Genomic DNA, 26,190 nt, shown 5'->3' with positions numbered 1-26,190 from the left:
GCGACATGCTTGAGGATAAATAACCCTGAGAGCAGCATTTCGGGGCAAATAGCCATACAACAGAAAACACGGGCCGTACCTCCCCACGAAGGTACGGCCCGCGTTCTCCACCGGGGCTTCCCGGTGGGGACGACCTTACGGTCTCCGTGTCACTTCGACGACCGGAGGTAGTCGCGGTTCATCTGGGCGATGGTGTCCAGCGGGATGCCCTTGGGGCAGACCGCCGTGCACTCGCCGGTGTTGGTGCAGCCGCCGAAGCCCTCGGCGTCCATCTGCTCGACCATGGCCTTGGCGCGGGAGTCGCGCTCCGGCTGGCCCTGGGGGAGCAGGGACAGGTGGGTGATCTTGGCGGCGGTGAAGAGGGAGGCCGAGCCGTTGGGGCAGGCGGCGACGCAGGCGCCGCAGCCGATGCAGGTGGCCGCGTCGAACGCCGCGTCGGCGTCGACCTTCTTCACCGGGACGCTGTGCGCGTCGGGGGCCGAGCCGGCCGGGACGGAGATGAAGCCGCCCGCCTGGATGATCCGGTCGAACGCCGAGCGGTCCACGACCAGGTCCTTCACCACCGGGAACGGCGCGGCGCGCCACGGCTCGATGGTGATGACCGCGTTGTCCTCGAAGTGCCGCATGTGCAGCTGGCAGGTGGTGGTGGCCACCTGCTCGCCGTGGGCGACGCCGTTGATGACCATGCCGCACATGCCGCAGATGCCCTCGCGGCAGTCGTGGTCGAAGGCGATCGGGTCGTCGCCCTCCAGGATGAGCCGCTCGTTGAGCACGTCCAGCATCTCCAGGAAGGACATGTCCGGGGACACGTCCTCGACCCGGTAGGTGACCATGCGGCCCTTGTCCTGCGGGCCGTTCTGGCGCCAGACCTTGAGGGTGAGGTTCACTTGTAGCTCCGCTGGCTCATCTTGACGTACTCGTAGTCGAGCGCTTCCTTGTGCAGGATCGGCCCCTGCTCGCCGTACTCCCAGGCCGCGACGTAGGCGAAGTTCTCGTCGTCGCGCAGGGCCTCGCCGTCGGCGTCCTGCGACTCGGCGCGGAAGTGGCCGCCGCACGACTCGGTGCGGTGCAGGGCGTCGACGCACATCAGCTCGGCGAGGTCGAAGAAGTCCGCGACCCGGCCGGCCCGCTCCAGCGCCTGGTTGAGCTCCTCGGCCTGACCGGACACCTTCACGTTCTGCCAGAACTCCTCGCGGAGCTCGGGGATCCGCTCCAGGGCCTTGCGCAGCGACTCCTCGGTGCGCTCCATGCCGCAGTAGTCCCACATGATCCGGCCCAGCTCGCGGTGGTAGGAGTCGGCGGTGCGGGTGCCGTTGACCGAGAGCAGCTTCTCGATCTTGGTCCGGACCGCGGTCTCGGCCTCGGCCGCGGCCTCCTCGTCGACCTCCCCGTAGGGGCCGTTCGCGAGGTAGTCGCCGATCGTGGTCGGCAGCACGAAGTAGCCGTCGGCCAGGCCCTGCATCAGCGCGGAGGCGCCGAGGCGGTTGGCGCCGTGGTCGGAGAAGTTCGCCTCGCCGACCACGAACAGGCCGGGGATCGTGGACTGCAGGTCGTAGTCCACCCACAGGCCGCCCATCGTGTAGTGCACGGCGGGGTAGATGCGCATCGGCTGGGTGTACGGGTCCTCGCCGGTGATGCGCTCGTACATCTCGAAGAGGTTGCCGTACTTCTTCTCCACCGCGTCCCGGCCGAGCCGCCTGATCGCGTCGGCGAAGTCGAGGTAGACGCCCAGCCCGCCGGGGCCGACGCCGCGGCCCTCGTCGCAGACGTTCTTGGCCGCGCGGGAGGCGATGTCGCGCGGGACCAGGTTGCCGAAGGCCGGGTAGATGCGCTCCAGGTAGTAGTCGCGCTCATCCTCGGGGATCTCCGCGACCGGGCGGTCGTCGCCCGCCTTGAGCGGCACCCAGACGCGGCCGTCGTTGCGCAGCGACTCCGACATCAGGGTCAGCTTGGACTGGTAGTCGCCGCTGACCGGGATGCAGGTCGGGTGGATCTGCGTGTAGCAGGGGTTGGCGAACATCGCGCCGCGCCGGTGCGCCCGCCAGATCGCCGTGGTGTTGCAGCCCTTGGCGTTGGTGGACAGGAAGAACACGTTCCCGTAGCCGCCGGTGGCCAGCACGACCGCGTCGGCGGTGTGCCGCTCGATCTCGCCGGTGACCATGTCGCGGACGATGACGCCGCGCGCCCGGCCGTCGCTCACGATCAGTTCGAGCATCTCGTGGCGGGTGTTCATCTTCACGGTCCCGGCCGCGATCTGCCGCTCCAGCGCCTGGTAGGCGCCGAGCAGGAGCTGCTGGCCCGTCTGGCCGCGGGCGTAGAAGGTCCGGGAGACCTGGGCGCCGCCGAAGGAGCGGGTGTCGAGCAGGCCGCCGTACTCGCGGGCGAACGGCACGCCCTGGGCCACCGCCTGGTCGATGATGTTCACACTGACCTGGGCCAGGCGGTAGACGTTCGACTCGCGGGCGCGGAAGTCGCCGCCCTTGACCGTGTCGTAGAACAGCCGGTAGATCGAGTCGCCGTCGCCGCGGTAGTTCTTGGCCGCGTTGATGCCGCCCTGGGCGGCGATGGAGTGGGCGCGCCGGGGCGAGTCCTGGTAGCAGAACGAGGTGACGTTGTAGCCCAGCTCGCCGAGGGTCGCGGCGGCCGAGCCGCCCGCCAGGCCGGTGCCGACCACGATGACGTGGAGCTTGCGCTTGTTGGCCGGGTTGACCAGCTTGGCGCCGAACTTCCGCTTCTCCCAGCGGTCCTCGATCGGGCCCTCGGGGGCCTTGGTGTCGCGGATCGGCTCGCCCTCGGCGTAGTACCCGGTCACGCGCCCTCCTTCGTCGATCACGTCCGCGGAGCGGCTGTTCTTCTTGGTTCGCTCGCCGCGCTTGCTCACTTGATCACTCCGCTCATGACCGCCACGGGGACCACCAGGAAGCCGAGGACCAGCACCGCGGAGATCGCGGCGGCGGCGCCCTTCAGCGGGCGGTAGCTGCGCCCGCTCGCCAGGCCGAGGGTCTGGAAGGCGCTCCACAGGCCGTGGCGCAGGTGCAGGCCGACCATGACGACGGCGACCGCGTAGAAGAGGGTGACCCACCAGCGCTCGGGAGCGAAGCCCGCCACCAGCCGCTCGTACGGCGTGCCGTCCCAGCCGGCCGGGTTGACCGTGCCGAACGTCAGGTCGAGCAGGTGGTAGATCACGAAGAGCAGGATGACGACGCCGCCGTAGCGCATGGTGTGCACGGCGTAGCCGCCCGCCTGGGACTTGCGCTTCGCCGCGTACTTGACCGGCCGGGCCTTGCCCGCCCGGCGGGCCAGCGAGACCGCCGACCACATGTGCAGGACGATGCAGGCGCCGAGCACGACCTCCACGAGAGTGAGCGCGACCCGGTAGGGCAGGAGCGGCTCGCCCATGGTGCGCAGGAAGTTCGCGTACTCGTTGAACGAGGCGGCGCCGAAGAAGGCCTTGAGGTTGCCGGTCATGTGGCCGACGAGGAAGAGCACCAGGACGGCGCCCGTGACGGCCATCACGGCCTTCCTCCCGTTGGAGGAACCCAGGAACCCCACGCTCTTCCTGCGCGTTGTCCCGGTCGTCACCGGCTTGGCGGGCGTGCCCGCTGGGGGGTCAACCGGCGCGGTGGAGGTTCCGCGCTCAATCATGGCAGTCACCTTCACGACGCTAGGAAAGGGACTTTGGTCCCGTCCAAGTCATGGCAGGCGTGGTTTCCATAGCCGATGGCTATTCACTCTGCTTACACAGGGCTTATACACCGTGGTCAGGATCACGAGTGCGAGGAAACTCACAGCGTTCGCGGCCGGCGGGCGCCTCGGCCCGGGGGCGCTCCGGGCCGGCGGCCGCGGCAGCCGTACGCTAGGGAAACGTGCAGCTCCAGCAACTGGCCTACTTCGTGGCGGTCGCCGAGGCCCGGCACTTCACCCAGGCCGCCGAGCGGATGCGCGTCGCCCAGCCGTCGCTGAGCAAGCAGATCAAGGCGCTGGAGGCCGAGCTCGGCGCGCCGCTCTTCAGCCGCGCCCGGGGCAACGTCACGCTCACCCCCGCCGGGGAGGCGCTGCTCCCGCTGGCCCGCCGCATGCTGGCCGACGCCGAGACCGCCCGGCGCGAGGTCGGGGAGCTGGCCGGGCTGCGCCGGGGCCGGGTCAGGCTGGGCGCCACGCCCTCGCTCTACGCGGGCCTGCTGGCCGACGCGCTGGCCAGGTTCCACCGCGCCTACCCCGGGATCGAGCTGCTGGTGGAGGAGAGCGGCTCCCGCGACCTGGTCCGCACCCTGGCCCGCGGCCAGCTCGACCTGGCGATGATCATCATGCCGCTGCAGAGCGACGACCCCTCCCTGGTCACCGAGGAGATCCTCCGGGAGGACCTGGTCGTCGTCTCCCCCTCGACCTCGCGCGCGCGCAGGCCGTACCTGCGCATCCAGGAGCTGCGCGGGCAGCCGATGGTCATGTTCCGGCACGGGTACGACCTGCGGGAGGCCACGCTCGGCGCGTGCCGCCAGGCCGGGTTCGAGCCGCGCTTCGCGGTGGAGGGCGGGGAGATGGACGCCGTGCTCCGCTTCGTGGAGGCGGGGCTGGGCATCGCGCTCGTCCCCTCGATGGTGCTGGACGGCCGCCCCGGGCTGACCGGGACCCCCCTGGCCCCGCCCGGCCTGCGCCGTACGATCGCCATCGCGCACCGCAAGGACGTCGAGCCCACCCGCGCCGCCCAGGCGTTCCGGGCCACGCTGCTGTTCTTCCTCGCCGAGGCCGCCCACGACGGCAGCCTCCCCGAGGGCGTCGAGCTGATCGCCGCAGACTGATGCCCTGACCGCTCAGCAACCAGGACATCTGAACAGCCTCAAGCCTAGAGTGAGGCTTGCACACCACCTAGCCCAAGCACCCCCGCGTGTGAACGAGAGGACGACATGTACGTCGCGAATCTGCAGATCTCCGGCGTACGGGGCTTTTCTGGATCGCGCCAAGTCGACCTGGACTTCACCCGGCCCGATGGCTCTTTCGCCGGCTGGACGGTGCTCGCGGGCCGTAACGGTTCCGGGAAAACCACTCTGCTACAGGCCATTGCACTGGCTGTCTCTGGACCCCGCAATCCCATCGGATCATTCGCCGACCTCTGGCTCGGAGCGACGGCTGAACCCGTCGACGCCGGCATCCGGGTCAAACTGACATACGATCTGGCCGATGACGCGGCGGACGATCTCTTCACCTATGCCGGATATCCCGATCCGATATGGTCCACGCTGCAATGGGGTCAAGACGGACTTCCCTCCTGGCCCCAGGACGACACCCGCCTCTACACACTATGGTCGCCGAAATCACGTGGATGGTTCCTGGCCGGTTACGGCCCCTTCCGCAGGCTGTCAAACCCTGAGATAGGGCGACCGGGCACCGGCAGGTGGACCCACCACCAAACATCGCGCACTCTCTTCAACGAAGACGAACCACTGGTCGAAGGCGTCAGCTGGCTCGTCGAGCAGCACCTGTACCGCCTTGAAAAGCGTCCGAAGGCCATTGCCCTTCTCGACTCCGTACTGCGCCTGCTGGCGGATGGCCTCCTTCCCGACGGTCTCCGCATTCGTCACGTCGATTCCGACGGATTGTGGGTCCAGCGAGGATCGAAGGAGGTCCCGCTACGCCAGATGAGCGACGGGTACCGAACGGTGACAGCTCTGGTGCTCGACATCGTCCGGCAACTCCATGGCGCATACGGTTCGCTGGAGATCGAAGAGCGGGACGACGTTCCCACGCTCCCCTACCCGGGAGTCGTATTGATCGATGAGGTAGACGCACACCTTCATGTGAGCTGGCAACAGAAGATCGGCGAGTGGCTGAAGACTCATTTCCCGAAGATCCAGTTCATCGTCACCACGCACAGCCCGTACATCTGCCAGAGCGCCAGCCCCGGCGGCCTCATCCGGCTTCCCGGACCGGACGAGCAGGCACCCCCGGCGGTCGCGGACGAGGACCTCTACCGCCGGATCGTGTACGGCAGCGGCGACGACGCCATCGTGACGGAGTTGTTCGGCGTGGACTCCCCCTACTCCCCCCGCGCGGACGAACTCCGCGAAGATCTCGGGGACCTCGAGATCAAGGTGCTCGAAGGAACCGCGACGCCCGTCGAAGCGGCCGAGTACAGGCGGCTCAGCACGGAGCTGAAGAGTTCGCCGGCCACTCGTGTCCGGGAGGTCTCCAGGGCCCTCGGAGACGATTCGTGATCCCGCTGGCCCGCCCGGCTCTCCCTGCGGAGCTGGCCGACCGGCTCAGCGCGCACACCGAGCATCTTCGCACCTGCTCGGCCGGTGGAGTCGCAGCCCGCTCTCGCTGGAAGAACGCGGCCGCGGACCGCACAGCGCTGCGTGAAGCACTTCAGCCCATGGCACCTGGGATAGAGCGCTGCATGTACTGCGGAGACAGTCTCGGCACCGCGATCGACCACTTCGAGCCGATCAAGCTGGCTCCGCTACGGGCGTTCGACTGGCTCAACCATTTCCTGGCCTGCGAATACTGCAACAGCAACGCCAAACGAGCTGAGTACCCGTGCGACCCTCTCACTGGTGCCTGCCTGCTCGTCGATCCGTCCGCGGAAGACCCTTACGACCATCTTCAGCTCGTCCTGAACACCGGGCGCTATCGAGCCAAGACCCGGAAGGGCGAGGCGACCATTGCGACCTTCCGGCTGGACCGCTGGCAGTTGGAGCGGGCCCGCAGGGATGCGTTCGACCGCTGCGAGGACATGCTGCGCGGATACGCGCGGCTGCTCTCCAGTGGGGAACATCAGCGCGCCCAGATCCGGGCAGAAGCCCTACTCCGGCAGCCGCATGCCGATGTGCTGTACGCGATGGTACGGACGCTGGACGCACCGGGAGCGGCCCTGGTCCTCGATGACGACATCGCCGGGATCCTCCGTACGCGCTTCACCGTCCCCTCCCGGTGGAGGGCGTGAACCGGTGCGGGAGGCCCCCCGCGGGTGACCGGTGCCCGGTGCACTCCCCTCCGCGGCGGGTTCCGGCCCACTATTGTTCATAGGGTCGAACACCTGTCCCCTTAGATCGAGAAGAAGAGGCGCAGTGACCGCCCCTCCCAACGAAACGCTCACGCTCCTCCTCATCGAGGACGACGCGGGCGATGCCTTCCTCGTGGAGGAGTTGCTCGGCCAGGCGGAGAACCCACCGAAGATCATTTGGGTGCGCAGCCTGGCGGAGAGCCGGGTCCGGTTGACCGACGAGGTCAGGTGCGTCCTGGTGGACCTCTCCCTTCCCGACGCGGACGGGCTGATCGCTCTCCAGCAGGTGCTGGAGATGGCGCCGCACGCGGCCGTGCTCGTGCTGACCGGGCTCAACGACTCGCACGTGGGCGTGAAGGCCGTCGCGGCGGGGGCGCAGGACTTCCTGATCAAGCAGGACATCGACGCGCGGCTCCTGGTGCGGGCGGTCCGCTACGCGATCGAGCGCAAGCGCGCCGACCTGACCCACCTCCGGCTGGTCGAGGCCGAGCTGACGGCCAAGGAGAACGCCCGCCTGGAGCACGGCCTGCTCCCGGTGCCCCTGCTGGATCCGGGGCTCCTGCACCACGAGGCCCGATACCTGCCCGGCCGCCGGCGCGCGCTGCTCGCCGGGGACTTCTGGGACACGGTGCAGAGCCCCGACGGCTCCGTGCACGTGGTGGTCGGCGACGTCTGCGGGCACGGTCCCGACGAGGCCGCGCTGGGCGTGGCGCTGCGGATCGCCTGGCGGACCCTGGTGCTGGCCGGGCACACCGGCAACGAGATCCTGCAGACCCTCGACTCGGTGCTCCGCCTCGAACGCAAGTCCACCGAGATCTTCACCACGCTCTGCACGATGGCGGTGGACCCGGGGTTGCACCGCGCCCGGATGCACGTGGTCGGCCACCCGCCGCCGCTGCTGATCCGCGGCGGCACGATCGAGGTCGTGCCGGGCACCCCGTCCGGTCCTCCGCTGGGCATCTTCCAGGACGTGGAATGGACCCCCATCGACGTGCCGCTCGGCGAGGAGTGGTCCGTGCTGCTCTACACCGACGGCCTGATCGAGGCCACCGTGGGCGGCGGACCCGACCTGCTGGGCACCGAGGGCCTGCAGCGGCTCGTCGGCGAGCAGGGCGGGATCCATCTCGACCGGCTCATCGAGCGGGTCGTCGAGCTGAACGAGGACCCGCTCAACGACGACCTGGCGGCCGTGCACCTCTCCCGGGGCGGCGCCAGGTGAGCTTCCCGGAAAGTACGGGAGGATGAACGACCAACCATCGAACCGCGGGACGGCGTTCCGCTGGGAGGCGCGAATGAACGAGCTCCGCTGGATCGACGTGCTCCTCGTCGAGGACGACCCGGGAGACATCCTGCTGACCCGCGAGGCCTTCGAGCTCAACAAGCTCAGGAACAAGCTGCACGTCGTCAACGACGGCGAGCAGGCCATGGCCTTCCTCCGCAAGGAGGGCGAGTACGCCGACGCGCCCACGCCCGACCTGATCCTGCTCGACCTCAACCTGCCCCGCAAGGACGGCCGCGAGGTGCTCCAGGACATAAAGGCCGACGGGAGCCTGCGCCGGATCCCCGTGGTCGTGCTGACCACCTCCGAGGCCGAGGAGGACATCCTGCGCAGCTACGACCTGCACGCCAACGCCTATGTCTCCAAGCCCGTGGACTTCGACCAGTTCATCAGCATCGTCCGGCGGATCGACGACTTCTTCGTGACGGTGGTCAAACTGCCCAACTCCGCCTGACCGTTCCGGCATCTCTCCGTTCCCGACGTGACGGGAATCACACCGGGCCGACGAAAATGTGAGTGATGCTTCTCACATAACCGCTGGGCAGCGTCGTAACGTATCCCCCACCAATAGGCGCGCGCATGTGAGCCGGCCCGGTCTCGCCCGGCGCGCGGCACGACTGAAGCGACCCGGACCCTTCGGCGAACAGGGTCCGCGGGAGGTGGAGAGGTCACCGATGACCCAGACAGCGGCCGACAGCCCGGCCCCGGCGAGAAGGCAGCGCGCTCAGATCCGGGAGCGCACCCTGCGAACCGACCAGTGGTGGCGCTACCCGCTGGTCACTTTCATCATCTTCACGGCGTTCCTCGTCTACGCGACGTGGGCGATCTTCGATACGGATTTCTTCGTCGCGCCGTACCACGCGCCGTTCGCCTCGCCGTGCCTGGCGGAGGCGGTCTGCCCCGAGGACGCGCGGCTGTTCGGCTGGGCGCCGCTCGGCGACTGGTACACCTGGCCGCCCGGCCTGCTCATCCTGGGCCTGCCCGCGGGCTTCCGCTTCACCTGCTACTACTACCGCAAGGCCTACTACCGGGGTTTCTGGCTCTCGCCCCCGGCCTGCGCGGTCAACGAGCCGCACACCAAGTACACCGGCGAGTCCCGCTTCCCGCTGATCCTGCAGAACGTCCACCGCTACTTCTTCTACGCGGCGATCGTGGTCGGCCTGATCCTCGCCTACGACGCGGTGAAGGCGCTCATCGAGAAGCCGGGCGGCGTCGGCACCTGGGTCCTGATCGGCAACGCGATCCTGATCAACCTGTACACGCTCTCGTGCCACTCCTGCCGGCACATCACCGCCGGGCGGCTGAACCACTTCTCCAAGCACCCGGTCCGGTACCGCGCGTGGGGCTTCGTCTCCAAGCTCAACGCCAAGCACCAGGAGCTGGCGCTGGTCTCGATGTTCTCGGTCATGGGCGCCGACCTGTACGTCCGGCTGGTCGCCAAGGGCGTCCTCACCTTCGCGTTCGCTTAAGGGATCTGAACTTCACATGGAAATCGAGCGTCACGAATACGACGTCGTCGTCATCGGCGCCGGCGGGGCAGGACTGCGGGCGGCCATCGAGGCCCGGCAGCAGGGCAAGCGCACCGCGATCGTCTGCAAGTCGCTGTTCGGCAAGGCGCACACCGTCATGGCCGAGGGCGGCGCGGCCGCGGCCATGGGCAACGTCAACAGCGACGACAACTGGATGGTGCACTTCCGCGACACCATGCGCGGCGGCAAGTTCCTCAACAACTGGCGGATGGCCGAGCTGCACGCCAAGGAGGCCCCGGACCGGGTCTGGGAGCTGGAGGCGTGGGGCGCGCTGTTCGACCGCACCAAGGACGGCAAGATCAGCCAGCGCAACTTCGGCGGGCACGAGTACCCCCGGCTGGCCCACGTCGGAGACCGCACCGGCCTGGAGCTGATCCGCACCCTGCAGCAGCGCGTGGTCGCGCTCCAGCAGGAGGACGAGAAGCTGCACGGCGACGCCGAGGCCTACATCAAGGTCTTCCAGGAGTGCACGGTCACCCGCCTGCTCAAGAGCGGCGACGCGATCTCCGGCGCCTTCGGCTACTGGCGGGAGAACGGCAGGCTCATCCTGTTCGACGCCCCCGCGATCGTGCTGGCCACCGGCGGGATCGGCAAGTCCTACGTGGTCACCTCCAACTCCTGGGAGTACACCGGGGACGGCCACGCGCTGGCGCTGCTGGCCGGGGCGAAGCTGATCAACATGGAGTTCATCCAGTTCCACCCGACCGGGATGGTCTGGCCGCCGTCGGTCCGCGGCATCCTCGTCACCGAGTCGGTCCGCGGTGACGGCGGCGTGCTGCGCAACTCCGAGGGCAGGCGCTTCATGTTCGACTACATCCCGGACGTGTTCAAGGACAAGTACGCCACGACCGAGGAGGAGGGCGACCGCTGGTACACCGACCAGGCCAACAACCGCCGCCCTCCGGAGCTGCTCCCCCGCGACGAGGTGGCCCGCGCCATCAACGCCGAGGTCAAGGCCGGGCGCGGCTCGCCCCAGGGCGGCGTCTACCTCGACGTCTCCACCCGGCTCCCGGCCGCCGAGATCATCCGGCGGCTGCCCTCGATGCACCACCAGTTCAAGGAGCTGGCGGACGTCGACATCACCAAGGAGCCGATGCAGGTCGGCCCGACCTGCCACTACATCATGGGCGGCGTCGAAGTCGACGCCGACACCGGGGCGGCGGCCGTACCCGGCCTGTTCGCGGCGGGCGAGGTCTCCGGCGGCATGCACGGCTCCAACCGGCTCGGCGGCAACTCCCTGTCCGACCTGCTGGTCTTCGGCCGCCGGGCGGGCGCCGGGGCCTCTGCGTACGTGGACGGGCTGAAGGCCCGGCCCGCGGTCTCGGAGGAGTCGGTGGCCGCGGCGAAGGCCGAGGCGCTGGCACCGCTGGAGCGCGACGGCGAGAACCCGTACGAGGTCCACCACGAGCTGCAGCGCACGATGAACGAGCTGGTCGGTATCATCCGCAACGCCGGCGAGGTCACCCAGGCTCTGGAGGCCGTGGAGAAGCTCAAGGAGCGGGCCAAGGGCGCCGGCGCGGCGGGCGGCCGGATCTACAACCCCGGCTGGCACCTCGCCCTCGACCTGCGCAACATGCTGCTGGTCTCCGAGTGCGTGGCCCGCGCGGCGCTGCTGCGCGAGGAGAGCCGCGGCGGCCACACCCGCGACGACTTCCCCGGGATGTCGGCCGAGTGGCGGCGCAGGCTGCTGGTCTGCGGCGCCTCCCCCGACGGGTCCGCGGTCACCGTCGAGGAGAAGGCCCAGCCCGCCATGCGCGACGACCTGATCACGCTGTTCGACCGGGCCGAGCTGAAGAAGTACATCACCGAGGAAGAGCTGGCCGACTTCGACGCGCTGGTGAGGGAGTAGAGCCATGGGGTACAAGGCGAAGTTCCGCGTGTGGCGCGGCGAGGGCGGCGAGGGGAAGCTGGAGGACTTCACCGTGGAGGTGAACGAGGGCGAGGTCGTCCTCGACATCATCCACAGGCTCCAGGCCACCCAGGCTCCCGACCTGGCCGTACGGTGGAACTGCAAGGCCGGCAAGTGCGGGTCGTGCTCAATGGAGATCAACGGCAAGCCGCGGCTGGGCTGCATGACCCGGATGTCCACCTTCACGGAGGACGAGACGATCACCGTGACGCCCATGCGGACGTTCCCGGTGATCAAGGACCTGGTCACGGACGTGTCGTTCAACTACCAGAAGGCACGGGAGATCCCGTCCTTCACCCCTCCGGCGAGCGTGAAGCCGGGCGAGTACCGCATGCAGCAGATCGACGTCGAGCGGAGCCAGGAGTTCCGCAAGTGCATCGAGTGCTTCATGTGCAACAACGTCTGCCACGTGATCCGCGACCACGAGGAGAACAAGACCAACTTCGCCGGGCCGCGCTTCCTGATGCGGATCGCCGAGCTGGACATGCACCCCTACGACGTGGCCGACCGCAAGGACGCGGCGCAGGAGGAGCACGGGCTCGGGTACTGCAACATCACCAAGTGCTGCACCGAGGTCTGCCCGGAGCACATCAAGATCACCGACAACGCGCTGATCCCGATGAAGGAGCGCGTCGTCGACCGCAGGTACGACCCGCTGGTCTGGCTGGGGAACAAGATCTTCAAGCGTTCCGGGTCAGGGTCGAAGGGCTGACGGCCGCCCCGGGCCGCAGGACTGCGTTCCGGCGGCCCGGCGGGGTTTCCAGGAGGCCGGTCGCACTCGGGTGCGGCCGGCCGTTCCCGTCTTCGCAGGGATGCCGCGGCGGCTCCGCGGCCCGGCGCCCCGCCTGCCGCGGGGCCGCTCCGCGGACTCAGTCCTGCTTGCGGCGGAAGAGACCGCGCTTCTTCCCCGGCGGGTCCGCCTGCGGGTGCATCGCGCCCTCGCCGGGGATCGGGTAGACCGCCGTACCGGTGAGGCTCGTGGACGGTCCCGCGGGGGGCGGGCCGCCGAACGGCGGGGGACCGTCCTGAGGCATGGGACCGCCGAACGGCGCAGGGCCGTCCTGAGGCATGGGACCACCGAACGGCGGGGGACCGCCGAACGGCGCAGCGCCCTCCTGAGGCGCGGGACCGCTCTGGGCCCGAGGGCCGAAGGGCGGCTGGTCGTGGAACATCGGCGACGAGACGGCAGGGCCGGGCGCGGGCCGGGCGAGACCCGGGTCCTCCGGGAAGCGGTCGGCGGGACCCTGGGGAGGCGGTCCCTGGAGCGCGGGGTCCCGGGGGAAGGGATCGGCGGGGAAGTCGCCGAAGGCAGGGGGAGGCGGAGCTCCGGGCAGGTCGCCGGGGTGCCCCTGCGGGCCGCCGTACGGCACCGGGTGCCCGCCGTGGAAGGCCGCGGTGCCCTCCGGGGGGTAGGGCGGCCGGTCGAAGGGACCGGTGGGAGGCGGTGCGTAGACCGTCGGCTGGTCGTAGGGCTGGGGGTACGGCTCAGGCTGGGGGTACTGGTCGGTGGGGTAGGCCTCCGGGTAGACCGGCGGGTACATCTGCATCGGGACGAAGCTGATGATCGGCGCGTACGCCGCACCGCCCTGGTAGGCCGCGTGCGGGAATCCGGGGGAGGTGAACCCGGGCCCCGCGGGGTAGCCCGAGGGGTCGGCGGGACGGGGTCCCGCCCGGCGGACGGCGGCGGCGTGCGCCAGGCGGCGCAGCCTGCCCTCGAAGATCAGAATGGCGAACACCACGAGCAGGACCAGGATCAGCGCCAGGATGCCGAGCTGGCGGCTGAGGGCGGTCGTGTTGTAGTCCGAGTTCGCGTTGCGGATCACATAGGGCGCCGTCGCGGGATCGGGTTCCGCGGACGCACCGCCCGTCGGCTCGGCCGAGGCGGTCGGCAGGGCGGTCGGCGTCTGCTCGGTGCTGGGGAAAACCACCTCGGGATCGGTGGTCGAGGGGGTCACCGGCGGCGGCTCGACGACGGGTGCCGAGGTCGGCACCTGGACCGGGGGCGTCGTGGCCGGCGGGGCGGTCGTCGCGGGAGGCGTCGTGGCGGGAGGCGTCGTCGGGGGGACGGTGACCGTGGCGGTCACCGTCACCTGGCCCGTCGAGGTGGTCGTGGGCCGGGGCTCGGGGTCCCCCGGGTTGTGGGTGATCGTGACCGTGACGATCGGTGTGGGCTCCTCGGAGCACTCGGCCGCGGGATCGACGTCGCAGCCGGGGATCTCCGACGGGTCGGCGGCGACCAGCCGGGTGGCCGCGTCGGCCGGGTGGGAGCCGGTGAGCGAGGCGGCGGCGAACGTGACCGTTCCGGCCAGCCCCAGGGACACGAGCACGGCCGAGGCTGCTGCCCTACGGCGAGATCTCGTCACCGGTGCCTCCGTGCAATCCCCGAGCGACTCATATCGAAGAAATCCTAGCCGGGGAAAAGTAACAGCAAAGCACCCTTTACGCTACAGGTCACAGCCCTGCCTCGGACACTGTCACACCGCCCCGCCGACGCCCTCAGAGCCTGCGTACGGGCCGGAGCGGGACCGCTGCATCCCCCTGGCCGCGGGTCCCGAGCCCACGGGCCTCCCGCCCGCGAGGTGCAGACCGGAAGGGGTCCGGTCTGCACCTCGCGGACGGAAGCCCAGACGGTGTTCCCACAGGAGTCCACATAAGGTCCCGGGAGGTCTAACCCGAAAAGGCCTCGACCGCATACATCTCAAATGAGGCGGATATCCGGATATAGCGATATGGGCACGGGCTCTCAACGTTGACGCTGATCACAAACGCGGGACAGCCGCCCATGACAAAATCATGTGATGCACATCACATGACATGTCACCGCTCTCAGCCCATATGCCCCTCGCCTCATCTCACGTGGGAGGGACGCCGATGCGCACGCCTCCGATGCATCCTCGCCTGCAGCCACAACAGGCACAGCAGCCCTCCGATCGCGATCACCGCAACGGGAAGACCCCGTAGCCCTGTCAGGATCGGGCTCGACTGGCCCACGGCCTCCATCTCCCGTCGCGGAGGCTCGGCCTCCGGCACCGGGACCGCGGTCTTCAGGGGCAGCGGGGCGCTCTGCGCCGGCGCCCGTTCCGGGAACGACGGCGGGGCGGCCGGGGAGGGTACGGCGGGCGGCATCTGGATCGGGGGGACGCCCCACGGCCAGGGGGCCCAGTGCCCCCAGGGCGCCTGCCCCGGCGCGGCCGACGGGAAAGCGGGCATCGGCGGGAGGACGGGCGCGACCGGCGGCGCGACGGGCGGCGCGACGGGCGGCGCGACGGGCAGGGGGGCGGCATAAGGGCTCCCGGGGTCCAGGGGCCGGGGGGCTCTCGTGGCCCCCGGGTCGGCTCCCAGGCCGGCTGCGCCCGGCACGAAGCCCTCCAGGATCTCGCTCTCCGGCAGGATCACGTCCCTTCCACCGCCGTTGCGGGGCCCTCCGGGCGGTCCCCCCCGGTCCCCCGCCCAGCGGGGGTGCCTCCGCCCGTCCCTGACGCCTTCCGCCCTGTCCTGCTTCGGCCCGCCGTACCAGCGAGGCCCCTTCTTCCCCGTCTTCTGCCCCGGCCGCTCCTGCTGCGGCGCCACCGGGGCCCCGGCGTCGGGACCGGTCTCCTCCACCGGGGACGGGACCGGGGACGGCGCCCCCGGGAGAACCGGGATCGACGGCGCGACCTGCAGGTGCTCGCACTCTTCCGGCAGCCACCGCTCCTCCGGGTCTCCTGACGACGGCAGTCCCTCCGTCCAGAGAAACCCTTCCGTCCAGAGAAGTCCCTCCGTCCCCGGATAGGCCGGGAGGAGCACGGGCGGCTCCGGCCTCTCCGGCGGCACGGGCCGTCCCGAAGGCTTGGGTTTCGCCGGGGGCCCGGGCTTGTCCGGAGGCGTGCCCGGCCTGTGGGGCGGCCTGTCCGGGAGCGGCGGGATGGGAGGGACGGGCGGCACCGGCGGGACGGCCATGCCGCCTTCCTGGAGCGCGTAGAGGCACGCGAGGCCGGGAAAGGAGGAGGCCGGGTCACCGATCCCCGCGGGGAAGGGCGATCCGGGAACGGGCATGCCCGGAGAGGGAGCGGGAGAGGGCGTCGGCGGGGCGCCGCCCTCCGGCACCTCGGGCCACTCCGGCATCGACGGCCACTCGGGCAGCTCCGGCCATTCCGGCAGCTCGGACCACTCGGATGTCCCGAACCACTCTGACGTATCCGACCAGTCCGGCGTCTCCACGTCCTCGGACCACTCGGACGTCTCGGGTGCCTGAGGCGTCTCTGGAGCGGTGGGCACCTCCGGCGGCACAGGAGGCGCGGGAGGCGTGGGGGCCCAGGGCCTCCTCCCGTACCCGGCCGCGGCGCCGGCCGGCGCCTGGAGCCGTACGGGGAGGTCCCCCGTGCGGGGCAGTCCCGAGGTGACGGGGAGACCGGGGGCGGCGGAGCCCGCGGCGGATGCGTCCGCCAGCGTGCCGCCCGGGACGAACACGCCGGCCCCCACCGCCGACGCGAGCACGGCACGCTTCAGCCATCCGGTTGTCTTCCCCACCGCACGTCTCCGATCCCCCGGTTCAGACGCACGAAACAAGCACGCCCAGTAGCTGTTATGTCACCATGAGTTACCTTTCAATCCTCTCCGAGCCGGTCCCGTACGGCATGCACGATCGGCAGGTCCGCGGGAAGCCAGGTCACGTCGTCCAGCTCGTCCATCGCGAGCCAGCGCAGGGCCAGGTGCTCCTTGGCCTCCGGCTCCCCCCGCACGATCGCCGCGAGCCAGACCCGGAGCACGTAGCCCCCGCTCAGCGGCCAGTCGCCGCCGATCCGCTCCCCCACCTCGATCAGGACGCCGAGTTCCTCCTCGCACTCCCGGACCAGCGCCGCGTGGTCGTCCTCGCCCGGATCGACCTTCCCTCCGGGAAACTCCCAGCCTCCGGCCAGCTCCGGCGGCTCGGCGCGCTGCGCGGCCAGCAGCCTGCCCTCCGGGTCGACGATCGCGGCCCCCACGACGACTCTCTCCATGGCCCCTGATTCTGTCCCATGGACGCCTGGCTCAGCCCTGCTCCCTGAGTTCGAGCTGGGCCAGGACCCCGGGGTTCTGCAGCGGCCGGGTGAAGCCGACGATCCCCTCGCGGTCCCGGTAGGTCGTGACCTTGATCGGACCGCAGAGGCGGCATCGGGCCTCGATCATCTTGCCCGGCGAGACCACCATGCCCACGTGCCCCGGCCGGTCGGGGCCGGTGCCGGGACCGGAGTTGAAGAAGACCAGGTCCCCGGCCTGCTCCTCACCCGCGGCGATCTTCACCCCGAACGGCCACTGGCCGAAGGTGGTGCGCGGGATCGTCAGGCCGACGCTCCGGTACGCCATGTAGACGATCCCCGAGCAGTCGAAGGCGTCCGGTCCGGTGCCGCCCCACAGGTACGGCTTGCCGCGCTGGGCCAGTGCGTAGTCCAGGATCCCGGCCACCACGTCGTTGGGGGCCGCGGCGACCAGCGACGGGTCGCAGGCGGGCTCCGCCTGCGGCGGGGCGCCGACCTCGCCGCTCCTGGCGTACTTCGCGGCGATCTCCATGACCTGGTCCACGTACCACCAGGCCCGGTTGTAGACGAACAGCGCCCGCCGTACGTTCTCCGGCGCCCCGTTGCGCTTGAGCATCTTCGCCGCGCCCAGGATGGCGTCGGCCGGGTTGTAGACGTCGGCCCAGCCGTCGCCGTCGCCGTCGGAGGCGTAGCCGTTGAACTCCGACGGAATCTTGATCTTCGCCGCGCCGCCCCAGGTGCTGATCAGGAACTGCATCGGCCCGGCCGCCCCGGCGTGGTTGGTCCCGCTCCGGACCCCCGGGAGCGTGGAGCGTCCGTGGTCGGTCTCCCGCTTGCCGACCCCGGCGAGCACGTTCCACTGCACGCCGACCTTCTCGCCGTGCTCGCGGTAGAGCTCGAGGTACTCCTGCGGGATGTCGGAGGCCGCCGTCTCGGACTGGTCGTCCGCCTGCTCCGCGGGCTCCTCGCAGTCCGGCAGGCTGCCTCCGCCCATGAAGGAGGGGAAGCTGCTCACCATCACCATCGGCGCCATGATCAGGGTGAGCAGGCAGAGCCCGGCGACCGCGGCGACCAGCGCGATCCGGCCCTTCCCGGTCCCGTTCATCCGCCCGTCTCTCCCTGCCGCTCGTCCCCCTCCTGGCCGTCGGCGGCCGGCTGGAGGTCGTGCACCCGCCAGTCGGAGCCGACCGGGACGAGCGTGACGGCGTACTCGTCGGTGCGGTCCCGCGGTCCGCTCGCGGCCGTGACCTGCTCGGTGGCGACGACCACGAACACCACCGAGGAGTCCTGGATCTGCCGGATCTCCTTCACCTTCGCCGAGCCGGTGGAGACCACCTGGTCGGCCCGGTTGGCCTCGGCGAACCCCGCGCTGGTGCGGGACCGCACCAGCGCGTCGGCGAACTCGGCCGTGGCGTAGCCGCGCAGCCGCTCCCCGTAGGCCACCGGGTCCTCGTCGTGGCGGTAGGTCCCGTACTCGGCGGTGAACCGCTCGGCGTAGTCGGCTGCGGCGGCCAGCTCCTGCTTGCTCATCGGCAGGTAGGAGTAGACGTCGAAGGGCGCGTCGCTCGCCGTCGCCGCCGGCCGCGACGGCTCCGCGCTCACCGGCGCCCCCGGCACCGTACGGCCGGCGCCCACCGGAGCGGGCAGGGGCTCCTGGCCGCTCTCGGGCCCCGACAAGGTCAGGTAGACGCCGACCACCGCGAGCACCCCGACGAGAACCGCGAAGACGACGCCCCGGCGGCCACCGCTGTCGGCCATCGTCAGTCCTTGTCCGGGTTGGCCGGGCGGAGCCAGAACGGCGCCGGAGCCTCATCGGCCCGCCGTCCCCGGTCGGACCGGCCGGACAGCCAGAGCGGCGGCGCCTCGGACTCCCGGCCTCCGCCGCCGGAGTCTCGGCGCGAACCGCCCGAACCCGAGGAACCCCGGGAACCGCCGCCGAAGATGCTCCCGCCGGACCCCGAGGAGCTCCGGGAACCACCGGACCCGGAGGATCCACGCGAACCGCCGCCGAAGATGCTCCCGCCGGACCCCGAGGAGGAGCCGCGGGAGGCGCTCCCGCGCGAACCGCCCGAACCCGAGGAGCCCCGCGAACCGCCGCCGAAGATGCTCCCGCCGGACCCCGAGGAGCTCCGGGAACCGCCAGAGGAGGCCGGGCGCGGCGCACTGGCCGGGCCGGAACCGCCCTGGGAGGCCCAGCCCCCGCCGGACCTGCCGCCGAACCAGCCGCCGCCCCCGCCGCGCGAGGCGGACCCGCCGGTCCGCGCGGGGGGCACGCCGCCCGCCGTACGGCCGCCGGAGAGGTTGAGCGGCGGCGCCGCGCCGGTGCGCGGGGCGGTGACCGGGCGGCCCACCGCCTTGCGCCGCCCGCCGGCCTGGGCGTCGGTGTCCAGCGGCGCGGGCTGCGCGGTGACCGGGACCCGGGTGCCGGAGGGCGTACCCGCCGCGCCGCTCTCCTCGCCCCGGCCCTTGCCCTGCGCGACGGCCGCCGCCGCGCCGGCGGACACGCCCCCGGCGATCGCGGCCGCCTGGAGGACGGGCTCCGCCTTGCGCATGCCCCAGCGGCCGACCCTGGCCACCGCGACCGGGGGCAGGATGCCCGCCGTCCGCTGCAGGGTGGGCGCGCTGGCGGCCTCGCCCAGCATGCGGGTGGTGAACGTGTGGCCGTCCATGGAGGCGAACAGGTGCTGGAACGGCCTCCGGTAGAAGAAGACCGCGATCGTCAGCAGCGCCATGAACATGACCTGCATGCCCCACGGCATCGCGGTGGAGATGATCAGCGCGTAGCCGTACACCAGCACGCCCAGCACGAGGGCGAGGACCGCCTGCCGCAGCAGCGTGCCGACCAGCATCTCCACCCAGCGCATCGCGATGATCCGGCCGGAGCCCGGGTGCACGCCGATCAGCAGGAAGACCGGCGCCATGATCAGCAGCAGCAGGAACCCGACCTTGAGCACCAGGAGCGAGACCGCCACCAGGAAGATCAGCAGACCGGCGACCATCGCGGCCAGGAGCGCGCCGATCGCGATGCCCAGCCGGCTGGTCCAGTCCTTGCCCTGGAAGAGGAAGAAGACCGGGTTGCTCTCCAGGTACTTGGCGACCTCCTCCTCGTAGCGGGCCTGGTGGGCGCTGCTGTTGGGGGTCTGGGTGGCCTGCTGCTCGGCGGCGTCGAGCGCCTGGATGTCCAGTGTCTTGGCGCCGAAGGTCTTCACGATGGGGGCCGCGGGGTCGGCGGTGCCGAACTGGCCCATCAGCCACGGCTTGCAGACCAGGGTGGACCAGAGCGCGTCGGCGTTCTGCTCCACGGCCGGGACGCCGCTGCGGCCGTAGCCGCCCGGCATCGCCTGCGGGCTGCCCTCCCCCTTGGCCGGCAGGCACGACGCCCCGCCCGCGCCGGGCAGGCCGGAGAAGGCCGAGTTCACGACCTCGCCCGTCTTGTCGGTGACGACCTTGCCCAGGCCGGTCAGGTCGCCGGGGCGGCTGAAGAACCAGACCGCGACGGTGACCGCGAGGACCATCCAGATGACGCCCTCGGCGGTCGTGGTCGCGCGCTTGCGGATCAGCCCGTACCACGCCAGCCAGATCGCCCCGAGGATCACGATCGGCCGCAGGTAGGGCCAGTACATCGCCTCGGAGAGCCGCTTGACCATGTCGTCGACGACGCTCTTGATCGACTCCAGCGGGCCCTCGGTGGCCGCCGCCTGGTAGGTCGTGATGGTCAGCCGGTCCAGGGCCTTGGCCCAGGAGAAGACCGTGTTGGCCCAGGCGTTGCCCAGCACCGCGGTCACGTCGTCGCAGCCGAGCTGGTGGGTGTGCCAGAACTGCCCGCTCATGCCGTAGGTCGCGTAGTTCGTCTGCGTGCCGGGCTGCGCGGCGCCCTCCGGCGGCGGCGGCTTGACCAGGCCGTCCACCCCGCCGCCGACGATCTCGGGCGCCAGGTCGGGCGAGAGGTCGCAGGGGGCCGCGGCGGCGACGGACCCGCCCGCGGGGAACACCAGCGGCAGCGCCATGAAGGCGGTGAAGGCCAGCAGCGCGACGGCGATCCGCCTGCGCACCCGCCGCCCGCCGGTCCGTTCCCCGCTCCGCCCGACCGCACGCCCGGTCTCCCGGGCGCCCGGCCCCGCGGCGGCCCGCCTGATCACCCGCGCGCCCGGCCACCCGGCGGACCGGCCTTCGCGGGAACCCTCCAGCTCCTCGTCAGAGCCTCTCATGACCGCACCTCCAGCGCCGAAGCCCCCGGCCTGCCGACTCTGTCGCCCCCGGAAAGATCATGCACGTTCTCGACCGGCTTGTCGTGGGTGGGGTTGGTGTCGAGCCAGCGCAGCAGCTCGCCCGAGATCAGGTCCACCCCGATACGGCCCGCGCGGCCGTCCAGATCGCGGAAGACGCACTCGCCGTTGCCCAGCGAGCGCAGCACCGCCTTGTGCTCCTCGGAGGGGTCGACCCCGAGCAGCGCCATCACGTGCTCCACCTCGACCCGTTCGGTGGAGCGGAAGGCGAACACCGACGACAGGCAGTTCGTCACCTGCTCGTTGAGCAGGTCGCCGGCGTTCTGCGAGACCAGGACGAGCGCGGTGTTGCGTGAGCGGCCCATCCGGCTCACCTCGGGCACCAGCTTGGCACCCTCCGGCGTGGAGGTGATCGCCCACGCCTCGTCCAGGAAGATGGCCTTGGGCGTCCGCCGGTCCAGGCCGTTCATCAGGCCCCGGGCGAACTGGGCGACCAGGTAGAGCAGCGCCACCGACAGGCGCTGCTCGTAGGAGTAGTCGTCGCGGCCGGTGGAGGCGTCCGGGAGGGTCAGCCCGCCGAGGGTGAAGACCGTGGTCCAGCCCTCGGTGTCGATCTGGTCGCCGCCGGAGGGGTCGAAGCAGAGCCGGGCCAGGTGCATCTCCGACATCGAGCGGAGCACGGCCCCCAGGTTCTTGGAGGCGGCGTCCTCGGCCTGCTCCAGGTGGTCGACGACCTTGCCGAGCGAGGGGTCGTCGCCGTTGGAGACCGCCGCGACCGCCTGGATCATCGCCGACTCGCGCTCCTCCGACATGCGCGGCAGCAGCAGCCGCAGGGTCTCGGTGGCCATCGTCTTCTTGGCCGCGAGGTCGTCGCCGAACGAGAACGGGTCGAGCAGTCCGGGCGCGGCCGAGCCGAGCGGGATGATCCGCGCCTTCCTGCCCCGCTGCTTCAGCAGCTCGACCAGCGAGTCGGCGTCGCCCTTGGGGTCGATCACCGCGACCGTGACCCCGCGCATCGCCATCTGGTAGATCATCAGCAGCGCCAGCGTCGTCTTGCCGCCGCCCGGCTCACCGGTGATCGCGATGGCCGTCGGCCGGTTCCGGGCCGCCGCCACCAGCGGGTCGAAGTGCACGATGCTGCGGGCCCGGCCCAGGGTCTCCCCCACGTACGGCCCCAGCCAGCCGGCGTTCGTCTCGTCCACCCGGTCGCCGAGGTCCACGGTCGCCGTCGCCATGCCGCCCGCGATGGTGCGCAGCGGCTGCCGCTGCGCGTAGGCGTTGACCCGGACCCGCTCGCCGGGCAGCGCCTCGCAGAACAGCGAGAACTGGTCGCCGGTGGAGTTGACGATGTCGATGCCCATGTCGCGGTAGTGCTCCACGACCGCCTCGACCCGCTGCACGCAGATCTCCTCGGTCGGGGCGGAGACGATCAGCCGGTGCCAGCCGTACACGAACGGCAGGCGCTCCTTGGTGATGCCGTGCTCCAGCATCCGGGCGGCGTCGATCTGCTCGGCCAGCGCCAGCGGCGCCTCCGCGCCCGCCTCCCGGATGTGGATGTCCATGTCGCGGGCGTGGGCGAGCTTGCGCGCCACGTCCTTGCTGGCCTTGACCGGGGAGATCAGCCGCATCCGGGAGCTGATCTCGACCGGGAAGGGCAGCTGGTCGGCGTAGTGCATCCACGGCTCGCCGTCGGGGAACGGCATCAGGTCGGGGAAGCGGGCGAAGGACAGGTGCGCGACGTAGGAGTCGCCGTACGGCTGCTCGATCCTCAGCAGCGACCTGCCGTTGTGGATCTGCCCCTCGACCAGCGACTCGATCTCCCCCTTGCCCCAGCGCCGCTTCGGGCTGGCCGAGGCGGGCGGGTCGCCGAGGGAGCCGGTCGCGGCGTGCTGGAAGAGCCAGGCGAGCTCGGTGGAGGCGGCGTGCCGGGCGTACAGGGCGCTGGCGCCCAGCGCCCTGCCGAGCCGCTCGGCCTGGTCGGTCCACTTGGCGATCTCGCCCTTGGGGATCTGGTCGTCCTCGATGCCCAGGGCCTTCTCGCCGCGCTGGTAGAAGCCGAAGAGCTGGGCGAGCACCCCGGTGCCGAGCTGCGCGCCGCGCGGGCCGAGCCGTACGCCGAGGTAGACCTCCTTGCTCCAGAAGTCCTTCGCCCAGACGTGCCGGTACATCTCCTCCAGGTACTCGCGCCAGCCCGTGCCCTCGTCGGAGGTGGCGTTGAGCGCCATCGCCCACTCCGCCGCGGGGTAGGTGCGGTGCGCCACCCGCAGGTGCACCTCGGCGTCCGGCATCCTGATCGCGGCGAGCGCGATCGTGATGTTGGTGGCCAGCGCCTCCCGCTCCTCGGGGGTGATGAACTCGTAGCTCACGGTCGGCAGCCGGAAGTAGGCCCACGCCGCCGAGTCGGTCAGCAGGATCCGGTCGTCGAAGTACCGGACGGCGAGGCGGCTGCGCGCCCGTGACGCCCGGCTGCTCATGCCGACCCCTCCGCAGGCCGCCCGCGGCCGCCGCAGGCGGCCCTCTCCGTGCCTTCTCGCGCCCTGGGGATCACTGGGCCACTTCCTCCTCGCTCGTCCGCGCCGTCCGCGCCGCTCCGAAGCCGGACACCACCACCCCGGCCAGCGCGAGGTAGGCCCGGCGGCCCGGCGCCCGCAGGTGGGACGGTTCCACCCGGTCGGACCGGCCGGGGGCCAGCTCGTCCTCCCAGGGCACCCTGACGATCGCCCGGCACCTGCCGCGCGCGACCGCCTCCGCCTGCTCCACGTCGCCCATGCTGCGGCGGCTCACCCCGTTGACGACCATGACCGCCCTGCGGCGCAGGTGGGCGCAGCCGTGCCCGTCGAGCCACTCGTAGGTCATCGCGACCGCGTCCGGCCCGTCCTCGCTGGCCGGGACGACCAGGACCAGCTGGTCGGCGTAGGGCAGGACGCGCGCGGCCAGCGCCGCGGCGGGGTCCACCACGACCAGCTTGTAGTGCGGGTCCAGCGCGTCCATGGCCTGGCCGAGCCGCTGGTCGGAGAAGAGCGTGCGGTCCGCCAGCCGCTGCTCGGCTCCCGGCCCCGTGTCGCCCGCCAGGACCTCCAGGCCCGAGGCGCAGCGGCTGGTGTAGGCGCGCATGCCCAGGTAGCCGTGGACGTCGTCCAGGCCCGCCAGCAGGGAGCCCAGCGTCTCGGGCGACTCGCCCCGGATCCGGCTGGACAGGGAGTGCGGTCCGGCGCCGGCGTCGATCGCGAGCACCCGGTCCTCGCGGTGGCGGGCGAGGGTGTGGCCGAGCATGAGGGCCGTCGTGGTCTGGCCCGCGCCTCCGGTGCAGCCCAGGACGATCACCCTGCGGCTCCCGCTGAAGACCCCCCGGGTCCGGACCTCGTCGACCTCCGACCCGTCCGTGCGGCTCCCGCTCCCCGGTCCCATCACCACCTGGGCCAGCCGCCGCCATCCCCCTTCGGAGTCGCGGCCGACGACCGCCTCCACCCGGCGGACCCTGGCCTCCCGCGCGGGCTCGGCCCGCCCCGGCCCGGGCACCGGCGGTCCCGGGTCACCCTGGGCCGCGGGGCCCGGGGGCACGGCCCTGATCGAGACGTTGCCCGGCACGATCGCGGGCCGCTCCGGCGGCCACGGCTTCCGCTCGCCGCCGGTTCCGTGCTCGGCGGGCGTCACCGGCCGCTCCGCGGGAGCCGCCGGCCGCTCCGCGGGAGACCTCCGCTCCGTACGGCCCGCGCCAGCGCCCTGCCCCGCCGGGGGCGGCTGGCCCTTGCGGTGCTGGGCCCGGAGGTCCTCGTCCGTCTCCGCCTGTGATCCGGCGGCGCGCGGCCCGGCCGGAGCCGGTGCGGTGAACTGCGGAACGATCCGCGGCCTGGCGGGCCGCTCGGTCCTCTCGGCGGGCTCCACCGGATCCGCGGTCTTCTCGTCCGAGGTCTTCTCGTCCGCGGTCTTCTCGGCGGAGACGGCCAGCTTCCGGAGGCGGCGCAGCGCCTCGGTGTCGATCGGGGCCGTACGCGCGGCCGGCGCCTTCTCCTGCCGGGCCGTACCCGGGGCCGCCGGTCCTGCGGGCTCACCGGACGGCGTGGCGGAGGGGGCGGGCCCGGCCTGCGCCGGGTCCGGCCCGGCGGGCGCCTCCTGCGGGAGGGGCTCCGGCCCGGCCTGCGCGGCGGGGGCGGTCTCGTTCCCGCTCCGCGCGGCGGGGGCGGTCCCGGGTTCGGCCCGCGCGGCAGGGGCCGGTTCGGCCTGGGGGGCGGGCTCGGCCTGCGCGGCGGGGACGGCCTCCCCGGCCGGTGCGGCCCGATCGGTCCCGGATCCGGTGAGAGCGGCCGGTGCGATGGGGGCAGGCGGTGCGGCCCAGGTCACGGGCAGGGGCGTCTCCAGGGAGAGCGGGGCCTCGGCGGCCGGGACCGCCCGGCCCGGGGCCGGAGCGGTCGCGGCGCGGGAGGTGGAGGGCGAGCTCCAGACGACGCGGTCCCGGGTGACCGGAGCGGTTGCGGCGGCCGCGGCCGCGGCCGCCACGGCGGGGCGGACCTCCCGGAGGGGCACGCCGGCCCGCTGGGGGGCGCCGGCCCGCTTGGGCTGGGCGTGGCGGGCCCGGCGGGCGGCCTTGACGCGGACCTGCGCGGGCCGGGGGGCGGTCCGCCAGACCCGGCCGGTCAGTGTGATCTCCGCGGGCTCCGCCGCGGGGGCCATCCGGCACCAGGTCCGCGGCTCGCCGAGGTAGCGCACCTGCGACTGGAGCAGCTCGGTGAGCCGCTTGCTCTCGATCACCGGCCGGGTGGAGAGCCAGGTCACCACTCCCGGCGGCACCAGGTAGACCACGTGCCAGGGGGCGTCGAAGGGCAGTCCGGCCAGGGCGAGCAGCAGCGACCACGGCGCGATCACACCCACGAACACACCGATCCAGACGATCGGAAGCGGCATCGGCAGCCGTAGGTCGTACAGCTTGTAGAGCCGCTTCTCGATCCGCCAGATATTGGTATATGTGGGCAGGTCCACGCGTTCCTCCTCTCCCTTCTCGCTCTCCGGCCGCGCTCCGGCGGTCTCAGCCTCCCGTGATGCCCAGGGCTCCTGCGATCGCCTTGGCCGTCACCTCGATGATGTTGGGCACGTAGAAGATCACACCGATGGCGATGGCCAGGATGATGAACTGCACGAACCGGGTGATCTCCCGCGTGAACAGGAAGAACAGCGCCACCACCGAGACGATGACGAGGAAGAGCGGGGCGAAGAACCGGCGGAGGAAGTCGGCCAGGCCCTCGGTGTTCACGC

Annotated in this window: 19 protein-coding genes; 8 read left to right on the top strand and 11 right to left on the bottom strand. The window is 71.6% G+C overall.

All coding sequences use genetic code 11. The annotated features are described in order from the left end of the window. Window positions 1-149: 149 nt before the first annotated feature. The 3 genes from FHS22_RS10515 to FHS22_RS10505 all read right to left on the bottom strand — a co-directional run bounded on the left by FHS22_RS10515 (window position 150) and on the right by FHS22_RS10505 (window position 3,654). Window positions 150-887 (bottom strand): succinate dehydrogenase/fumarate reductase iron-sulfur subunit, encoded by a 738-nt coding sequence (locus tag FHS22_RS10515; protein WP_184940555.1) that lies wholly within the window; start codon window positions 885-887, stop codon window positions 150-152. After that, window positions 884-2,812, bottom strand: coding sequence for a fumarate reductase/succinate dehydrogenase flavoprotein subunit (locus FHS22_RS10510; RefSeq protein ID WP_184940776.1), 1,929 nt, complete (start codon window positions 2,810-2,812; stop codon window positions 884-886). Before FHS22_RS10510 ends, FHS22_RS10515 begins: the two co-directional genes overlap by 4 nt. Window positions 2,813-2,877: 65 nt before the next feature. Next, window positions 2,878-3,654: a succinate dehydrogenase cytochrome b subunit gene (locus FHS22_RS10505; protein WP_338047697.1), complete on the bottom strand. Its 777-nt coding sequence runs from the start codon at window positions 3,652-3,654 to the stop codon at window positions 2,878-2,880. Between the two features lie 212 nt (window positions 3,655-3,866). On the opposite strand from FHS22_RS10505, the gene FHS22_RS10500 reads away from it, so the two are divergent. From FHS22_RS10500 to FHS22_RS10465, 8 genes are all read left to right on the top strand, one after another. Further along, a complete protein-coding gene (locus tag FHS22_RS10500; protein WP_184940551.1) occupies window positions 3,867-4,799 on the top strand; it encodes a LysR family transcriptional regulator in 933 nt (310 codons plus the stop codon). A 105-nt stretch (window positions 4,800-4,904) separates the two neighbouring features. Further along, window positions 4,905-6,212: an AAA family ATPase gene (locus tag FHS22_RS10495; RefSeq protein ID WP_184940550.1), complete on the top strand. Its 1,308-nt coding sequence runs from the start codon at window positions 4,905-4,907 to the stop codon at window positions 6,210-6,212. Next, a complete protein-coding gene (locus tag FHS22_RS10490) occupies window positions 6,209-6,940 on the top strand; it encodes an HNH endonuclease family protein (protein WP_184940548.1) in 732 nt (243 codons plus the stop codon). The genes FHS22_RS10495 and FHS22_RS10490 overlap by 4 nt, the downstream gene beginning before the upstream one ends. Window positions 6,941-7,064: 124 nt before the next feature. Further along, window positions 7,065-8,219 (top strand): PP2C family protein-serine/threonine phosphatase, encoded by a 1,155-nt coding sequence (locus FHS22_RS10485; RefSeq protein ID WP_184940547.1) that lies wholly within the window; start codon window positions 7,065-7,067, stop codon window positions 8,217-8,219. A 73-nt stretch (window positions 8,220-8,292) separates the two neighbouring features. Further along, entirely contained in the window at window positions 8,293-8,733 is a 441-nt protein-coding gene (locus FHS22_RS10480) for a response regulator (protein ID WP_184940545.1), read from the top strand. Window positions 8,734-8,953: 220 nt separating this feature from the next. After that, window positions 8,954-9,748: a hypothetical protein gene (locus FHS22_RS10475; RefSeq protein WP_184940544.1), complete on the top strand. Its 795-nt coding sequence runs from the start codon at window positions 8,954-8,956 to the stop codon at window positions 9,746-9,748. A gap of 16 nt (window positions 9,749-9,764) precedes the next feature. After that, on the top strand, window positions 9,765-11,657 hold the full coding sequence (locus tag FHS22_RS10470) for a fumarate reductase/succinate dehydrogenase flavoprotein subunit (RefSeq protein ID WP_184940542.1): 1,893 nt from the start codon (window positions 9,765-9,767) through the stop codon (window positions 11,655-11,657). Window positions 11,658-11,661: 4 nt separating this feature from the next. Next, window positions 11,662-12,429 carry a succinate dehydrogenase/fumarate reductase iron-sulfur subunit gene (locus FHS22_RS10465; RefSeq protein ID WP_184940540.1) on the top strand — a complete coding sequence of 256 codons (768 nt, stop codon included), beginning with the start codon at window positions 11,662-11,664 and terminating at the stop codon, window positions 12,427-12,429. Between the two features lie 157 nt (window positions 12,430-12,586). Here FHS22_RS10465 and FHS22_RS10460 read toward each other — a convergent pair whose 3' ends face one another. The 8 genes from FHS22_RS10460 to FHS22_RS10425 form a co-directional block, all read right to left on the bottom strand. Continuing rightward, entirely contained in the window at window positions 12,587-14,044 is a 1,458-nt protein-coding gene (locus FHS22_RS10460) for a hypothetical protein (protein ID WP_221473459.1), read from the bottom strand. A 2,259-nt stretch (window positions 14,045-16,303) separates the two neighbouring features. Further along, window positions 16,304-16,696: a (deoxy)nucleoside triphosphate pyrophosphohydrolase gene (locus FHS22_RS10455; protein WP_184940537.1), complete on the bottom strand. Its 393-nt coding sequence runs from the start codon at window positions 16,694-16,696 to the stop codon at window positions 16,304-16,306. 31 nt (window positions 16,697-16,727) lie between these two features. Further along, complete coding sequence (locus FHS22_RS10450; RefSeq protein ID WP_184940535.1) at window positions 16,728-17,819, bottom strand: C40 family peptidase; 1,092 nt, start codon at window positions 17,817-17,819, stop codon at window positions 16,728-16,730. After that, a complete protein-coding gene (locus FHS22_RS10445) occupies window positions 17,816-18,472 on the bottom strand; it encodes a hypothetical protein (protein ID WP_184940534.1) in 657 nt (218 codons plus the stop codon). The genes FHS22_RS10450 and FHS22_RS10445 overlap by 4 nt, the downstream gene beginning before the upstream one ends. 2 nt (window positions 18,473-18,474) lie before the next feature. Then, the gene (locus FHS22_RS10440) at window positions 18,475-20,922 is read right to left on the bottom strand and encodes a type IV secretion system protein (RefSeq protein WP_184940532.1); all 2,448 of its coding nucleotides are present in this window, start codon (window positions 20,920-20,922) and stop codon (window positions 18,475-18,477) included. Then, window positions 20,919-23,414 carry an ATP-binding protein gene (locus FHS22_RS10435; RefSeq protein ID WP_184940530.1) on the bottom strand — a complete coding sequence of 832 codons (2,496 nt, stop codon included), beginning with the start codon at window positions 23,412-23,414 and terminating at the stop codon, window positions 20,919-20,921. The genes FHS22_RS10440 and FHS22_RS10435 overlap by 4 nt, the downstream gene beginning before the upstream one ends. Before the next feature lie 70 nt (window positions 23,415-23,484). Further along, the gene (locus FHS22_RS38950) at window positions 23,485-25,917 is read right to left on the bottom strand and encodes a TcpE family conjugal transfer membrane protein (protein WP_184940528.1); all 2,433 of its coding nucleotides are present in this window, start codon (window positions 25,915-25,917) and stop codon (window positions 23,485-23,487) included. 46 nt (window positions 25,918-25,963) lie between these two features. Further along, on the bottom strand, window positions 25,964-26,188 hold the full coding sequence (locus FHS22_RS10425) for a hypothetical protein (protein ID WP_338047709.1): 225 nt from the start codon (window positions 26,186-26,188) through the stop codon (window positions 25,964-25,966). Window positions 26,189-26,190: the final 2 nt, after the last annotated feature.

Origin of the sequence: Thiemannella venezuelensis (genome assembly GCF_014203605.1) — a bacterium.
In the GTDB taxonomy this organism is placed as follows: Bacteria; Actinomycetota; Actinomycetes; order Streptosporangiales; family Streptosporangiaceae; genus Planomonospora_A; species Planomonospora_A venezuelensis.
This window is presented reverse-complemented; position numbering and strand designations above follow the sequence as displayed.

Excerpts from the sequence above, each read along its gene's own strand:
- FHS22_RS10495 (WP_184940550.1), top strand. The coding sequence starts at position 4,905 with ATGTACGTCGCGAATCTGCAGATCTCCGGCGTACGGGGCTTTTCTGGA.
- FHS22_RS10480 (WP_184940545.1), top strand. The coding sequence starts at position 8,293 with ATGAACGAGCTCCGCTGGATCGACGTGCTCCTCGTCGAGGACGACCCG.
- FHS22_RS10475 (WP_184940544.1), top strand. The coding sequence starts at position 8,954 with ATGACCCAGACAGCGGCCGACAGCCCGGCCCCGGCGAGAAGGCAGCGC.
- FHS22_RS10470 (WP_184940542.1), top strand. The coding sequence starts at position 9,765 with ATGGAAATCGAGCGTCACGAATACGACGTCGTCGTCATCGGCGCCGGC.
- FHS22_RS10465 (WP_184940540.1), top strand. The coding sequence starts at position 11,662 with ATGGGGTACAAGGCGAAGTTCCGCGTGTGGCGCGGCGAGGGCGGCGAG.
- FHS22_RS10455 (WP_184940537.1), bottom strand. The coding sequence starts at position 16,696 with ATGGAGAGAGTCGTCGTGGGGGCCGCGATCGTCGACCCGGAGGGCAGG.
- FHS22_RS10450 (WP_184940535.1), bottom strand. The coding sequence starts at position 17,819 with ATGAACGGGACCGGGAAGGGCCGGATCGCGCTGGTCGCCGCGGTCGCC.
- FHS22_RS10445 (WP_184940534.1), bottom strand. The coding sequence starts at position 18,472 with ATGGCCGACAGCGGTGGCCGCCGGGGCGTCGTCTTCGCGGTTCTCGTC.
- FHS22_RS10440 (WP_184940532.1), bottom strand. The coding sequence starts at position 20,922 with ATGAGAGGCTCTGACGAGGAGCTGGAGGGTTCCCGCGAAGGCCGGTCC.
- FHS22_RS10435 (WP_184940530.1), bottom strand. The coding sequence starts at position 23,414 with ATGAGCAGCCGGGCGTCACGGGCGCGCAGCCGCCTCGCCGTCCGGTAC.